The following is a 15,064-nucleotide window of genomic DNA, read 5'->3' as shown; positions in this document are numbered from 1 at the left end:
ACCTTTCATACCAGCAGAAAGCGTATGAATTCGGTGGTCATCATCGGTGCCGGTCCGGCCGGTATTCGTGCCGCGCAAACCCTGGTCGCCCATGGCGTTCGCCCGGTCCTGCTGGACGAAGCAGCTCGCGGTGGCGGGCAGATTTATCGTCGCCAACCGGCGAACTTCAAGCGCTCGCCGGTCAAGCTGTATGGCTTCGAAGCCGGCAAGGCCAACGCGCTGCATCGCACGATCGACGCGCTGCGCGAGCAACTCGATTACCGTCCCGAGACATTGGTATGGAACGCCGAGGACGGTGCGCTCGACACCTTGCATGAAGGTCGCGCCGCGCGGCTGGCGTTCTCCCGCGTGATCGTCGCCACGGGCGCCACCGACCGGATTCTGCCGGTGCCAGGCTGGACCCTTCCGGGGGTTTACAGCCTCGGCGCAGCGCAGATTGCCCTCAAGTTTCAAGGCTGCGCCATCGGTGACCGCGTGGTGTTCGCCGGCAGCGGGCCGTTGCTGTATCTGGTGGCTTACCAATACGCCAAGGCCGGTGCGAAAGTGGTCGCGGTGCTCGACAGCTCGCCCTTCAGCGCTCAGGCCCGCGCCCTGCCCGGCCTGCTCTCGCAACCGGCCACCCTGGCCAAAGGCATCTATTACCGCAGTTGGCTGACCGCCCACGGCATCCCGGTGCATCAGGGTGCAATCCTGAAGCGCATCAATGGCGAACAACGTGTGCAGTCGCTGAACTGGTCCAACTCAAAGGGTGAGCAGCAACTCGATTGCGACGCCGTCGCCTTCGCCCACGGCCTGCGCAGTGAAACCCAACTCGCCGACCTGCTCGGCTGTGAATTCGCCTGGAACACACTCAACCGCGCCTGGCTGCCGCAACGTGACAGCGCCGGTCGTAGCAGTGTCGCCGAGGTTTATCTGGCCGGCGACGGCGCCGGCATCATGGGCGCCGACGCGGCCGAAATGGCCGGCGAACGCGCGGCTCTGGCGTTGCTCGAAGACATCGGTTACCTGATCCCGCCGCAACGTGGTGCGCAACTGGAGCAGGCGCTGGGACGAATCGATACCTTCCGCCAAGGTCTGGAACGGGCTTTCGTCTTTCCCGAGCACTGGGCCGCCGATGCCCCGAATGACTTGATGATCTGCCGCTGCGAAGAAGTGCGTGCCGGCGACATCCGCCAAGTCGTGCGCGAGGGCCATTGGGAGATCAACCGGGTCAAGGCGCATTGCCGGGTTGGCATGGGTCGCTGTCAGGGACGGATGTGTGGCGCTGCCGCCGCAGAGATCATTGCCTGCGAAAGTCAGCGCTGCGTGTCCGAAATCGGCAGGCTCAGGGCTCAGGCCCCCATCAAACCGCTGCCGTTTGGTCTGGAGGTCGAGTCATGATCGAAGTCGATGCCGTCATCATTGGCGGGGGAATTGTCGGTGCCTCCGCCGCGCTGTTTCTGAGCAAGGCCGGGCGTCGCGTGGCACTGCTGGAGCGGGACTTCTGTGGCTCGCATTCCAGCGGCGTGAACTACGGCGGCGTGCGGCGCCAGGGGCGACCACTCTCGCAACTGCCGCTGTCGCAACGGGCCCACGACATCTGGGGACAACTGCCGCAGCTGATCGGCATCGACGGCGAGTATCAGCGCAGCGGCCACTTGAAACTGGCCCGCAGCCTCAACGATCTGCACGCCTTGCAAGACTATGCCGCCAGCAGTCGGGGTTTTGGCCTCGATTTGCAGGTGCTTGAGCGCAGTGAATTACGCGAACGTTTTCCGTGGGTCGGCGAGGTGGCCGTCGGCGCCTCGTTTTGCCCCGATGACGGCCATGCCAATCCGCGACTGGTGTCCCCGGCGTTTGCTCAGGCAGCACGCCGCCATGGCGCACAGGTGCATGAACAATGCCCGGTGACGGCGGTGGAACACGACGGTCAGTGCTTTCGCGTCAGCACTCAAACCGGCCTCGATCTACGGGCGCCCTGGCTGCTGAACTGCGCCGGGGCCTGGGCCGGGAGCCTGGCCGAACAGTTCGGTGAAGCCGTGCCCATGCATGCCGGTCATCCGGCAATGCTGGTCACCGAACCGTTGCCATTGGTGATGAATGCCAGCACTGGCGTCGAGGGCGGCGGCATCTACGCACGCCAGGTCGCTCGCGGTAATTGCGTATTGGGCGGTGGCCAGGGTTTTGCGCTCGACGGCGCCCGCGCCCGGCCGGGCCAGCACGCGGTAATCGAGATCCTGCGTCAGGCCGTCGAGCTTTATCCGTTTCTTGAAGGCGCCCAGGCGATTCGCACCTGGAGCGGCACCGAAGGTTACCTGCCCGATCGCCAACCGGTGATCGGCCACAGTGGCACTCAACCCGGTCTGTTGCACGCGTTCGGCTTTGCCGGCGCGGGCTTTCAGATCGGCCCGGCGGTGGGCCAGGCGCTCGCCGAAATAATCTGCAGCGGCGCCTCAAAAACGTCGCTGGATGCGTTTTCCATCACCCGGTTCCACTCCATCTCCGTTGCTTGATAGAGGAAGGTCGCGCTTATGAATAACGTCAAACGCACTGCACTGCTCGGTATCTCCTGCTTGGGCGCCTTGCTCGCCGCCACCCAGGCCCACGCCGAACCGACGCTTTACCTGGGCATGAACGGCGGGACCATGGAGCGGCTCTACGCCGACAAGGTGCTGCCGGTTTTCGAGAAGGCCAACAACGTCAAAGTGGTGATCGTGCCGGGCACCTCCGCCGATATCCTGGCCAAGGTCCAGGCCAGCAAAGGCAACCCGCAGATGCACGTGATGTTCCTCGACGACGGCATCATGTACCGCGCCATCGCCATGGGGCTGTGCGACAAACTTGAAGACAGCGCACCGCTGGCGCAGATTCCGGCCAAGGGGCGCATCAAGGATCAAGCCGTGGCCGTCAGCCTCGGGGTGACCGGGCTGGCGTACAACACGCGGCTGTTCAAGGAGAAAGGCTGGAGCGCACCGACCTCGTGGATGGACCTGGCCGACCCGCGTTTCAAAGACAAAGTGGTGTTCCAGTCGATGGCTTCATCGACCTTCGGCCTCCACGGTTTCCTGATGTTCAACCGGATTGAGGGCGGAAGCGAAACCGATGTCGAGCCGGGGTTCAAGGCGTGGCCGAACACCATCGGGCGCAACGTGCTGGAATACATTCCGAGTTCGGCGAAGATTTCCGAGATGCTTCAGACCGACGAAGCCGCGCTGTTCCCGCTCACGCCGACTCAGGTCACCGCCCTGAAACTCAAGGGCATGCCGGTTGAATACGCGCAACCGAAGGAAGGCGCCGTGGTGCTCAACGTCGCCGAATGCACCATCGCCAACAACACTCAACCGGAACTGGCACAGAAACTCGCAGCCTTCTTGCTGACGCCGGAAGCGCAGGCTGCCGCGCTTGAAGACGGCGACCAGATCCCGTCCAACCCCAACACCCCGACCACCGACAAGACCCGCGGCCAGGTCGAGGCGATGAAGCAGTACCTGACCACTGCCATTGCCATTGATTGGGATCAGGTCAACGAACAGCGCCCGGCGTGGAATGCACGGTGGAATCGCAGTATCGAGCGCTAACCAGCGGATACAACACCATCGAGGCAACACTGCAAACCCTGTGGGAGCGGGCTTGCCCGCTCCCACAGGTTTCGCGCTTGACTGATTGGCCTCAGGGCAGGCGCCCTCGCCACAAGCGCTTTCGTCGACACAACTGGAATGAAAATTCCCCGTTTGGTTACACTACATCGCCGCCGCTCGGGGGAGCCGGCGTGCAAATTACGGGGTGACCTCACAGTGGCCGTTCGACCGTCCAACCGTTCGCGACTCACACCACGCTGGCCCACGCTACGCCGCTTGTTCGGCAAGGCATCGGCTGTGCCCGCCAGTCACAGCGCGACAGGTCGGGTCATCCACGACTATTTCCGCCACAAGGCCCATTGCCAGGGTTACACCCTCAGCCATAGCCAACAACGCGTCATCGACTGCATGGCGCAGCACGCCACGGCGCTGTTGGGCGCATCGGCGAAATCGCTTCCCGGTCTTTACTTGCACGGCGCCGTGGGTCGCGGCAAGAGCTGGCTGCTCGACGGTTTTTTCCAGGCCATTCCCATCGAGGAAAAACAGCGCCTGCACTTTCATGAGTTTTTTGCCCAACTGCACCAAGGGATGTTCAGGCATCGCGATCAGCCCGATGCGTTGGCGACCACTCTCGATGAACAGCTGCGCGATTGTCGGGTGCTGTGTTTCGATGAGTTTCATGTCCACGACATCGGCGATGCGATGCTCATCACACGGCTGTTCAAAGCGCTGTTTCGCCGTGACATCCTGCTGTTGGTCACCTCCAATTACCCACCGGAAGGCTTGCTGCCCAACCCGCTGTACCACGCGCGCTTCAAACCGGTGATCGACTTGATCAACGCACGCATGCGGGTCATGGAGGTCGGCGGCCCCCACGACTACCGTAGTCAGGTGCGAACCCACGCTCAGCAGTTGTTTACCCAAGGCCAGTACGTCTGGCCAGCCACGGCGGCGCAGCGTCGGGCGCTGAAACTGCCCGAAAACAACGCGTTCGCCATTGCGCTGCCCGTCGGGACACGGCACCTTCACGCGCGGCATTGCGACGAACGAACCATCGGTTTTGCCTTTGGCGATCTGTGCGAACACCCGACGGCGGTCATGGATTACCTGGAGCTGTGCCGGCGTTTCGATCACTGGATCATCGACGAACTGCCCAACATTGCCGAGTGTTCGACTGCCGCCCAGCAGCGCTTCATCAATCTGATCGACGTCTTGTACGACCAGGACAAACATTTGATTCTGCTCGGACAGCGGTCATTGCGCGAAAGCCTGGGTGGCGATGCCATTGATCTGGCGCGTACGCGTAGTCGGTTGGGGCAGTTGGTGGAAGTGAAGGGAGCGGTCTGATCAATATTTTTCGGTGTGGCGGCTGGCCTCTTCGTCGGATCGCCGCCCGGAGCAAGCCCGCTCCCACAGTTGACCGAGTTATCTGCACGGACGCGGTCTAATGTGGGAGCGGGCTTGCTCGCGAAGTCGGCCTGACAGACGCCACTCCTTTCCCGCTATCATGTCGCCCATTCCAGGCCCCCGCGCCCTCATCCCGATCAATAGTGAATCTGTTCATGGATACTCTTGCACAACTGCGCGCCGGCCAACTGTCGGGCATCACCCGTCTGGACCTCGCCTGCGGCCTGACGGAGTTTCCGCGAGAAATCTTCGACCTGGCGGACTCCCTCGAGGTGCTCAACCTCAGTGGCAACGCCTTGAGCAGTTTGCCGGACGATCTGCACCGGTTAACCCGTTTGCGGGTGCTGTTCTGCTCGGACAATCTGTTCACCGAACTGCCGGACTGCCTGGGCCAATGCGCCGCGCTGACAATGATCGGCTTCAAGGCCAATCGCATCGAACGAGTGCCAGGCGCCGCCCTGCCACCGTTGTTGCGCTGGCTGATCCTGACCGACAACTGCCTCAGTGAGCTGCCGACCGAGTTGGGTGAGCGCCCGCACCTGCAAAAACTCATGCTCTCCGGCAACCGCTTGCGGTGTTTGCCCGAGAGCCTGCGTGATTGCCATCGGCTCGAACTGATCCGCATCGCCGCCAACCAGTTGACCGAACTGCCCGAGTGGCTGCTGTCCCTGCCGAGCCTGACCTGGCTGGCCTACGCCGGCAACCCGCTTGAAACCGAGGCCGATGCGGCGGCCCTTGAAGCGACCCCGAGCATTCCCTGGTCAGAACTGCATCTGCAGCAGCAGCTGGGCGAAGGCGCCTCAGGCGTGATTCACCAGGCAGTCTGGAAACGAGCGGACCACCCGGCCACACAGGTTGCGGTCAAACTCTACAAAGGCGAAATGACCAGCGATGGCTCACCGCTGCACGAAATGAACGCCTGCATCACCGCAGGCATTCACCCCAACCTGATCCGGGTTGAAGGGCGGATTGTCGATCATCCGCAAGCGCAGGCCGGGCTGGTGATGCAACTGATCGATCCGAGCTACCGCAACCTCGCCGGGCTGCCGAGCCTGGCGTCCTGCAGCCGGGACGTCTACGCCAACGACACCCGGTTCAGCGCTGGCGTGGGCTTGCGGATCGCCAGCGGCATCGCATCGGTAGCCGAGCATTTGCACCAACACGGCATCACCCACGGCGATCTCTATGGCCACAATATTCTGTGGAATGAGCAAGGTGATTGCCTGCTGGGGGACTTCGGCGCGGCGTCTTTCCACGCCACCTCCAACAGCCTTGAAAGCCGTGCATTGCAACGGATCGAAGTGCGAGCGTTCGGGGTTTTGTTGGGAGAATTGCTGGAGCGGATCGACTCGGGATTGAGCGATGAAGGTCGCGTGCAACTGGAGGCGTTGCAGCAGCGTTGCTGTCAGCCGGATGTTTTGGGGCGTCCGGGGTTCAGCGAAATAATTGGGGAGTTGAATGGCCGGTGACCGCTGCACGGTCATTCGTCGGATCGCCGCCCGGAGCAGGCTCGCTCGCACAGGGGATTTGTGAAAGACACAGATCAAATGTGGGAGCGAGCCTGCTCGCGAGGCGGTGTCACTGAAGAAACCGATTAACCCGCCAAACCAACAAACATGTCCTGCACGTCATCATGGTTATCGAGGCCTTCGAGGAAGGCTTCGACTTCAGCCATCTGCTCGTCGCTCAGACCGCTGACCGGGTTCTTCGGCTGGTAGCCCAATTTGGCCGACAACACGGTAAAACCTTGCTCAGGCAAGGCTTTCTGCACGGCATCCAGGTCCGCAGGCTCGGTCAGGAACAGCGTCGTGCCCTCTTCTTCACCGGGCTCGAAATCCTGGGCACCGGCTTCAATTGCAGCCATTTCCGGATCGGCATCAGGGCTGTCCGGGGACGCCTCGATCATGCCCACATGGTTGAAGTCCCAGGCCACCGAACCCGAAGCACCCAACTGGCCCTTGCGGAACGCAACACGGATTTCCGCAACGGTGCGGTTGATGTTGTCGGTCACGCATTCAACGATCAGCGGCACTTGATGCGGTGCGAACCCTTCATACGTCACGCGATGGTATTGCACGGTTTCGCCCAACAGGCCCGCGCCTTTTTTGATCGCGCGATCCAGAGTTTCCTTGGGCATCGAAGCTTTCTTGGCCTGCTCGACCACCAGTCGCAAGTGTGCGTTAGTGGCGGTATCGGCGCCGTTACGCGCAGCAATGGTGATTTCTTTCACCAGTTTGCCGAAGATCTTGCCCTTGGCGTTGGATGCCGCTTCTTTGTGTTTAACCTTCCACTGTGCGCCCATTACTCACTCTCTTATCTGTGGCGCCGAGACATCTATTGGCCGACGCTTTGCGCAAGTTTATACGGCCTAAAGTTGGCAATCGACCAAAAATTCCACCTTGGTCAGCGGCATGACGTATCGACATCTTCGCCGCTGTTTGTAGGGTGATTCTGAAATGTCGATTTGCGGTGACTAAAACGGGTCGTGGTTTCGTACCCTCTGTGCCCGTATTCCAAGGCAGAAGCGCGTTCGATGCACAACGACAAGGAAAGTCCCTTCACCCTGACACTCCTCGACGGCGATTTGAGTTTGCAGGTGTTGCAGTTCAGCGGTCGTGAAGCCCTTAACCAGCCCTATCGATTTGACATCGAAGTGATCGCTCTGGCACCGGCCATGAGCCTGGACCGTTTGCTGCAACAGCCCGCTTATCTCGGTTTAGGCGCTGGCCAGGGGATTCACGGCGTGCTCCACAGCGCCAGTCGCGAACACCGTGGCCCGCTGCGGATCGGCTATAAACTGCGGCTGGGGCCCTACCTTCAAGCGCTGGACCGGCAACGCGTGCGTCGCATCTTCCATCACCTCAGCGTCCCGATGATCCTGCGTCAGTTACTCGAAGAACATGAACTGCCCGAGGGCAGCTATCGCTTCGAACTAGCGAACGGGCACTATCCCCAGCGGCCTTTTTGCATTCAATACGAGGAGAGCGATCTGGCCTTGCTGCAACGCCTGTGCGAAGAGGAAGGCATCCACTATCACTTCGAACACAAGCGAGACGGGCATGTGCTGGTGCTGGCCGACGACAGCATGAGCTTTGCGCAGGAACCGCTGCTGATACCGTTCGAAGGTGACGCTTGCGGCGAAAGTGTCCTGCCGGTGATCAGTGAGTTATTCCAGCGCCATGACTCGCCGCCCTCATCCCCGCGACTGGACGCCAATAACCGCGGCTCGAAAAACCCCGACGACGGAGCGGCCAACCATTCCTTTGCCAGATCGTCCCCGATGCTGGCCCGCCCCGCCCCCGAGCAAACCCGTCGCGATCAGCTCAGCCGCCGACACCTGGAGCGTCTGCGTAGCCAACATCTGCAGACCCACGGCCAAAGCAACCAGAGTGCAATGCACAGCGCGCGGATCGTGCAAGTAGCGAACCATCCGATGTCGGGTTTCAACGATCAATGGCTGATCACCGAGACCCGACATCAGGGACGACAGCCGTCGATCCTGGCAGTAGACCAACCCGATGTTGTCCGCCATTACCGCAATCAGTTCACCGCCATTCCCTGGTCAACAGTGTTCAGGCCCGCGCTCAAACAGCTCAGGCCGAGCATCCCGGGTCATCAACCCGCCCGGGTGCTGGGAACTGCCGGGCAACCGGCTGAGCTGGATGATCGCGGTCGAATACAGGTCAGGCTGTGGCCAACTACAGAGTCGGACGCAGATGAATCCGCCGGTATCTGGCTACCGCTCGCCTTTGCAGCGCCGGACGGTCGGGTCGATCCGTCCAGGCTGCCAAGGGCTGGCAGCGACGTGCTTATCAACTTCCTCGACAGCGACCCGGATCGCCCGATGCTCTGCGCCGGCATGAGTGATCAGCAGCGTTCCAAGTCTTCGCCCGAGCCACGCAGTGATACTCGCCTGTTACTCGACTGGCTGGTTAACCGCTCTGATCTGGCGCCCTGATTGTCATCCCTTGTCAGCCTTGCCCGCCGCTGCAGCGAACTTGGCCAGACGCACGTCCAGATGCCGTGGCCGGCGCCCGTGATCCTCGGCGCGTTCCTTGCGGCGGATGGCGTTGCGCACCATGAGTGAGCCGAGGAAGCGAATCGGTTCCGGCGGAAAAAACCCCAGCGGGCCATTCACCAACGGCGAGCGGGTCCAGGCGTTGTCCAGCCCCTGGACCATCGACGCGAGAATCTGCCCGCCCATATGGCACGGGCCGACTCCGCTGCCGGAGTACCCAAAACCGTAGAACACATTGCCGCTGGCGCTCATTTGCCCGAAGAACGGCAAACCGGTGACCGAGCGATCCGAAGGGCCGTTCCACGTCGCGTCGACCTTGACCTTGGCAAACGCCGGAAAGAACTCCGCCAGGCTGTGCTGCAACAGTCCGGCATAGGGCGATGGCTGATCGAATACCGGCAGCATGCGCCCGCCATAGGCGAAGGTATTGCCGCCCTTGCCGAGCATGATCCGGCCGTCCGGGGTGTTGTGGTAGTAGTGCACGAAAATTCGCGAATCGAGCACCGTGACGCCGCTGGTCAAACCGATTTCGTTGAGCAGGTCGGGCCGCGGTTCGGTGATCAGCATGTCGCTGGAAACAATCGCCACGCTGCGTTCGAACTGAGGGAATGCGCGAGCCATCCAGGCATTCATCGCCAGCACCACCCGATCCGCGCGGACGGTGCCGTTAGGGGTTTGAATCCCTGCCGGCCGGCCCTCCTCCAACCCGGTCATCGCGGTGTTTTCATGAATCCGCACCCCGAGCTGCAAGGCAACCCGGCGCAAGCCGCGCACCAATTTGCCCGGCTGCACGCTCGCGGCGGCCGGTGAGAACCAGCCTTCCAGGTGTTTACTGGAGCCGGCCATGCGTTGCACATCCGCCACCGGCCGTTGGGTAAAGGAGTTGATACCGTTGCGTTCCAGCGCCGCGATCACCGCGTCGGTCGAACCACATTGGGCGCGATTGGTGGCTGTGTAGAGCGTGCCGTCGAGGCGGTAATCGGCGTCCACCGCGTACTGCTCGCAGAAGGCACCGATGGCATGAATGCTGCGCTCAGACTCTTTGACCAGCCGCACCGCTTCTTCGACGCCAAACAACCTTTGCAGCGTGAAATACTTGGCCGACCACGACAGCGCGCAACCGCCGTTACGTCCACTGGCACCGGCGCCGCAAATGTCCGCTTCAATCAGCAACACATCCAGTTCCGGGTTCTGCTCCTTGAGCATGATCGCGGTCCACAGCCCGGTGTAGCCGCCACCGACGATGCAGACGTCGGCGCGGGTGTCATTTGCCAACGGTTCGCAAGGCGCGCAGGACTCGGCCGACAGCGCCTGTTCCAGCCAAAAAGGTCTCATCGGGCAATCCTCAGGTACGCAGGGGTTTTACGCTCATCGGCTGGTTAGGCACGAACGCACAATCAGGACGCAGGCCAGCCGGGCGGCTGTTCCAGTGGGGGATCAGCACCAGGGCTGAAAACATCGCGCAGCCGGCGAAGACGATGAACACGGTCACCGAGTCGAAGTAGCCCGGCAGCAAGCCGCCGAGAATCGCCCCGACCGAACCGCAACCGTTGACGAAACCCGCCGCTGTAGCGCCGGCCTTGGCGGTGCCGAAATCGATCGCTGCCGCGCCGCTGATCATCGAGTCCGGCCCGTAGAGGGTCAGGCCCATGACAAACAGCAGCGCGACCACCAGCAGCACGCTGCCGGTATTGAGGGCGGCCATGAACAGCGCGAGGGTCACCGTAAGCGCCAGCAGACTGAGGACACAGGCCGGCATGCGCCGGGCGCCAAAGACTTTGTCCGAAGCCAGGCCGAGCAGAATCGGCCCGAGCAACCCGGCCAGTTCGAACGCCGTTGGAATGATCGCCGCACCGACCTTGCCCACCGAAGGCATTTGTTCGAAGACGATCACCGGGCCCCATAGCAGAATCGCGTAACGCGCCGGTTTCAGCAGAAAGTACGCCAGGCCCAGTACCAGCACCGTGCGGTTACGCAGAATTTCGCGCAACGGCTCCAGAACGCTGATCTTGCTTTGCGCATCAGCCTCTTCGGCGGTCAATTCGGGTTCGGGCTCCACGGCTGGCAGGCCGACGTCCTCGGGTTTATTGCGCTGAAAGATGAAAAACAACACCGCCACCAGTCCGACCACTGCCGCACTGGAGATGAACGCCGCGTGCCAGGTACCGATCAGCGTGTAAGCCCACCAGCCAGCAAACGGCGACGCCACCAGACCACCAAAGGCGTAGCACGAACTCCATAATCCCAGCACCCGCCCGCGTTGTTCGGCGGGAAAGAAACTGCCGATGTTCTTGCACAACCCCGACCAGCCGGTGGACTGCGCCAACCCCTGAATCAACATGCAGGTGGCGAAGATCGGCAACGTCGCGAAGCTGCCCATCACCAACGCCGCCGCAGCGGAAATCAGCAAACCGCCGAGTACCACGACCCTTGGGCCGAAGCGGTCGGCAAGGATGCCCCAGGTGAATTGCCCGATGGCGTATGCGGCCAGGTAGATGGCGTCGAGGTTGGCCATGGCCATTTTGTCGAGCATGAAGGTGGGGTCTTCGGCGATCCCCAGTTTTGCCACGGAAAAGGCTTTGCGGGTGAAGTAAAAAGCGGCGTAAGCGAGCCAGGTAATGGCGAAGATCTGCACGCGCCAACGCTTGATGGTGCCGATGTGCTTATTCATTGTGGTTCTGACCTCAGGGTGTGAGTGTGCCGGCAGAAATTGAGAAATAACGCCTGTCTTTTTATTGTTAAAGCACTTCGATATCGCTGCTTCCCTGAGGCGATACCGGTCAGATGAGTCCTGTATTTGCACGCACAGGCTCATGGCCACCGAGGCTGTTCGACTGACCAGTTACCGGGGCTTGCGCCGATAAAAACAATTACTGATTAATAAGTGAAATCGATTTATCGTATTTCAAATATAAGCTCAGCTTGTTACTGGAGATTTTGATGTCGGTTTCTCACGCCCAGCTCAAAGCCTTCCACGCCGTGGCCGTCCACGGAAGCTTCACCAGAGCCGCTGAGCGGCTATTTCTCACGCAACCGGCGATTTCCGACCAAGTGCGCAAACTTGAGGAGCGTTTCGGTGTGCTGCTGTTCCACCGTAACAAACGCTCGGTGCGCCTGACCGATTTGGGCGAGCGCTTGTTAAGCATTACGCAGCGGCTGTTCGTCATTGAAGCCGAGGCCCAGGAGCTGCTTCAGGAGTCTCAGGCGTTGCAGACCGGCAGCCTGATTCTGGCGGTGGATGCGCCGGTGCATGTGCTGCCACAGATCGCCCGGTTCTGTGAGCGCTACCCCGGCATCAGTGTGAAAATCGAAACCGGTAATACCGACGAGTCGCTGTTTCGCCTGTTCAACTATCAGGCCGATCTGGCGTTGCTGGGTCGCGAAGTCAGCGACGAGCGATTGATCTCCTTGCCGTTGCGCAACGACCCGATGGTGGCGTTCGTTTCGCGCAATCACCCGTGGGCCGACCGTGAGTCCATCTGCCTGGCCGACCTCGACGACACGCCGCTGGTGCTGCGGGAAATCGGCTCGGTGACGCGCCAGACGCTGGAAGAAGAAATGGCTCAGGCAGGGTTTCGCATCCGCCCGGCGATTCAGGTCGAAGGCCGGGAAGCGGCGCGTGAAGCGGTGGTGGTGGGGATTGGTGTGGGTGTGGTGTCGGCCGCCGAGTTCGGTGCGGATTCGCGCGTTTGTGCGTTGCCGATTACCGACTGCAAGCGGCGATTGACCGAAACATTGGTGTGCTTGCGCGAGCAGAGTTCGCGGCGGGTGGTGGCGACGTTCCTGGAGATGGTTCGCGAGAGTCTGGCGTAAGCAGGACAGGCCCCATCGCGGGCAAGCCCGCGATGGCCGCGCCGCGGTCTACCTGGCAGGCGCCAAATCAAAAAACGCCTGTATCAAGCGCAAATCCCGCCGCCGTACCATGCAGCCAATCATGTGCCGGTTGACCAATCCCTCACCAATAATCGGCACCGCAATCACCCTCGGGTCATGGCTGACTTCCACTGAAGACACCACGCCCACCCCCAACTCTGCGGCGACGGCTTCGGTGACCGCCTCACGACTGTCCAGCTCCAGCAACACCCGTGGATTGACCAACGCCGCCGCGCAGGCCTCGTCGAAGGTACGTCGGGTGATCGAACTCGGCTCACGCAACACCATGATCACCTGATCCAGTTCCTTGAGCTGAACCCCCTTCGACTTCTGCGCCCACGGATGACCATCGGGCACCAGCGCGCAAATCCGCGATTCGCTCAGCGCCTGCAAATGCAGCCCTTTACGTGGCTCGACCTCGGTCAGCACCGCCACGTCGGCGTGCTCGGACAACAACGCCGCCAGCGTTTCCTGGGCATTACCCAAGCGCAAATTCACAGTAATCCCCGGATACCGCGCCCGCAGACTGGCCAGCATCGGCATCACCATGTGCGGCCCGTCCGCCGCCACTTCCAGGCGCCCGGTCAACAACTGTCGGTTGGCCTCCAGCATCACCTGCGCTTCCTCGGCCAAGCCGAACATCGCGCGGGTGATCGCCGCCAGTTTGGTGCCCTCTTCCGTCAGCTCCACCCGTCGCGCAGTACGGCGTAACAAGGTGATCTGGTAATGCTCCTCCAGCGCCTTGATGTGCCCGGTGACCGCCGGTTGGCTGATGAACAGCCGCGCGGCGGCCCGGGTGAAGCTGCCCTCGCGGGCCACGGCATCGAAGGCGCGGAGCTGGAACAGGTTCATGAATAACCCTCACTGATGGCTGGCATAACAACAAACAATTTGATTGATAGAACGGCAAATTGCAATTTATGTCCCGTAGCTTCATCCCATCGATTGCGAGGACACGAGAATGAGTACTGCCGAACCCATCCTGCTCACCCCCGGCCCGTTGACGACGTCGGCCCGCACCCGTCAGGCCATGATGGTCGACTGGGGTTCATGGGATGACCGCTTCAACCAACTGACCGCCAGCCTCTGCGAGCAACTGCTGACGATCATCAATGGTGGCGACACTCACCACTGCGTACCTCTGCAAGGCAGCGGCACCTTCGCGGTCGAAGCGGCTATCGGCACACTGGTGCCCCGGGACGGCAAAGTCCTGGTGCTGATCAACGGCGCTTACGGCAAACGCCTGGCGAAAATCTGTGAAGTGCTCGGCCGCCCATTCAGCACCTTTGAAACCGCCGAAGACGAACCGACCACCGCTGCCGATGTTGACCGTCTGCTGCGCGCCGACGCCAGCATCACTCACATCGCGTTGATTCACTGCGAAACCAGCACCGGCATCCTCAACCCGCTGCCGGAAATTGCCCACGTCATTGCACAACACGGCAAACGCCTGATCATCGACGCCATGAGCTCCTTTGGCGCCCTGCCGATCGACGCACAGCAGGTACCGTTCGACGCATTGATCGCCGCTTCGGGCAAATGCCTGGAAGGTGTGCCGGGAATGGGTTTCGTCTTCGCCCGCAAAGAAGCGCTGGCCAATGCCGCCGGCAACTCGCATTCGCTGGCGATGGATTTGTTCGACCAGCACACCTACATGGCCAAGACCGGCCAATGGCGCTTCACGCCGCCGACCCACGTGGTCGCCGCGTTGCACGAAGCGCTGCTGCAATACAACGAAGAAGGTGGTTTGCCCGCGCGGCATCAGCGCTATGCCAACAACTGCCAGGTGCTGCTCGATGACATGGCCAAACTGGGACTGCGCAGCTTCCTGCCCGCCGCAATCCAGGCGCCGATCATCGTCACTTTCCATGCGCCGAAAGATCCGCGTTACCAATTCAAGGAATTCTACGAACGCGTCAAGGCCAAGGGTTTCATCCTCTACCCCGGCAAATTGACCCAGGTCGAAACCTTCCGCGTCGGCTGCATCGGCCACGTCAACCAGGCCGAGATGCACGCGGCCGTGGCGGCGGTCGCCGAGGTGTTGCAGGAAATGGAAGTGTTAGAGATCTAAAACACACCGCAATCCCCTGTGGGAGCGGGCTTGCCCGCGAAAGCGGCCTGACATTCACCATTGATGTCGAGACAGGGCCTCATCGCGAGCAAGCTCGCTCCCACAGAAAAGCCGAACTCCGAATAGCTCGTTCTTACA

The 15,064-nt window shown here is 61.5% G+C and carries 12 protein-coding genes; 8 read left to right on the top strand and 4 right to left on the bottom strand.

What is annotated here, in order from left to right:
* The first annotated feature begins 24 nt into the window (after positions 1-24).
* The 5 genes from FQ185_RS14270 to FQ185_RS14250 all read left to right on the top strand — a co-directional run bounded on the left by FQ185_RS14270 (position 25) and on the right by FQ185_RS14250 (position 6,433).
* Complete coding sequence (locus tag FQ185_RS14270; RefSeq protein ID WP_149417965.1) at positions 25-1,380, top strand: NAD(P)/FAD-dependent oxidoreductase; 1,356 nt, start codon at positions 25-27, stop codon at positions 1,378-1,380.
* Positions 1,377-2,492, top strand: coding sequence for an FAD-binding oxidoreductase (locus tag FQ185_RS14265; RefSeq protein WP_149417964.1), 1,116 nt, complete (start codon positions 1,377-1,379; stop codon positions 2,490-2,492). Before FQ185_RS14270 ends, FQ185_RS14265 begins: the two co-directional genes overlap by 4 nt.
* A gap of 18 nt (positions 2,493-2,510) precedes the next feature.
* Positions 2,511-3,557 (top strand): ABC transporter substrate-binding protein, encoded by a 1,047-nt coding sequence (locus tag FQ185_RS14260; protein WP_149417963.1) that lies wholly within the window; start codon positions 2,511-2,513, stop codon positions 3,555-3,557.
* Between the two features lie 216 nt (positions 3,558-3,773).
* The gene (gene zapE / locus FQ185_RS14255; RefSeq protein ID WP_149417962.1) at positions 3,774-4,904 is read left to right on the top strand and encodes a cell division protein ZapE; all 1,131 of its coding nucleotides are present in this window, start codon (positions 3,774-3,776) and stop codon (positions 4,902-4,904) included.
* A 215-nt stretch (positions 4,905-5,119) separates the two neighbouring features.
* Positions 5,120-6,433 (top strand): leucine-rich repeat-containing protein kinase family protein, encoded by a 1,314-nt coding sequence (locus FQ185_RS14250; protein ID WP_149417961.1) that lies wholly within the window; start codon positions 5,120-5,122, stop codon positions 6,431-6,433.
* Between the two features lie 125 nt (positions 6,434-6,558).
* On the opposite strand, the gene FQ185_RS14245 is transcribed toward FQ185_RS14250, so the two are convergent.
* On the bottom strand, positions 6,559-7,266 hold the full coding sequence (locus FQ185_RS14245; RefSeq protein WP_046032546.1) for a YebC/PmpR family DNA-binding transcriptional regulator: 708 nt from the start codon (positions 7,264-7,266) through the stop codon (positions 6,559-6,561).
* A gap of 231 nt (positions 7,267-7,497) precedes the next feature.
* Here FQ185_RS14245 and FQ185_RS14240 point away from each other — a divergent pair, with 231 nt between their 5' ends.
* Positions 7,498-8,922, top strand: coding sequence for a type VI secretion system Vgr family protein (locus tag FQ185_RS14240; protein ID WP_149417960.1), 1,425 nt, complete (start codon positions 7,498-7,500; stop codon positions 8,920-8,922).
* Positions 8,923-8,925: 3 nt separating this feature from the next.
* Here FQ185_RS14240 and FQ185_RS14235 read toward each other — a convergent pair whose 3' ends face one another.
* Both FQ185_RS14235 and FQ185_RS14230 read right to left on the bottom strand, forming a co-directional pair.
* Entirely contained in the window at positions 8,926-10,317 is a 1,392-nt protein-coding gene (locus FQ185_RS14235) for an FAD-dependent oxidoreductase (protein WP_149417959.1), read from the bottom strand.
* Positions 10,318-10,327: 10 nt separating this feature from the next.
* Positions 10,328-11,653 carry an MFS transporter gene (locus tag FQ185_RS14230; RefSeq protein ID WP_149417958.1) on the bottom strand — a complete coding sequence of 442 codons (1,326 nt, stop codon included), beginning with the start codon at positions 11,651-11,653 and terminating at the stop codon, positions 10,328-10,330.
* A gap of 269 nt (positions 11,654-11,922) precedes the next feature.
* Here FQ185_RS14230 and FQ185_RS14225 point away from each other — a divergent pair, with 269 nt between their 5' ends.
* Positions 11,923-12,795: a LysR family transcriptional regulator gene (locus FQ185_RS14225; protein ID WP_149417957.1), complete on the top strand. Its 873-nt coding sequence runs from the start codon at positions 11,923-11,925 to the stop codon at positions 12,793-12,795.
* A 48-nt stretch (positions 12,796-12,843) separates the two neighbouring features.
* Here FQ185_RS14225 and FQ185_RS14220 read toward each other — a convergent pair whose 3' ends face one another.
* Positions 12,844-13,707 carry a LysR substrate-binding domain-containing protein gene (locus FQ185_RS14220; RefSeq protein WP_149417956.1) on the bottom strand — a complete coding sequence of 288 codons (864 nt, stop codon included), beginning with the start codon at positions 13,705-13,707 and terminating at the stop codon, positions 12,844-12,846.
* A 109-nt stretch (positions 13,708-13,816) separates the two neighbouring features.
* Here FQ185_RS14220 and FQ185_RS14215 point away from each other — a divergent pair, with 109 nt between their 5' ends.
* The gene (locus tag FQ185_RS14215; RefSeq protein WP_149417955.1) at positions 13,817-14,926 is read left to right on the top strand and encodes a 2-aminoethylphosphonate--pyruvate transaminase; all 1,110 of its coding nucleotides are present in this window, start codon (positions 13,817-13,819) and stop codon (positions 14,924-14,926) included.
* Positions 14,927-15,064 lie beyond the last annotated feature (138 nt).

The sequence above is a fragment of the Pseudomonas sp. ANT_H12B genome, assembly GCF_008369325.1.
In the GTDB taxonomy this organism is placed as follows: Bacteria; Pseudomonadota; Gammaproteobacteria; order Pseudomonadales; family Pseudomonadaceae; genus Aquipseudomonas.
Note: the sequence above shows the minus strand (reverse complement) of the source record. Positions and strands in the feature narration are given on the sequence as shown.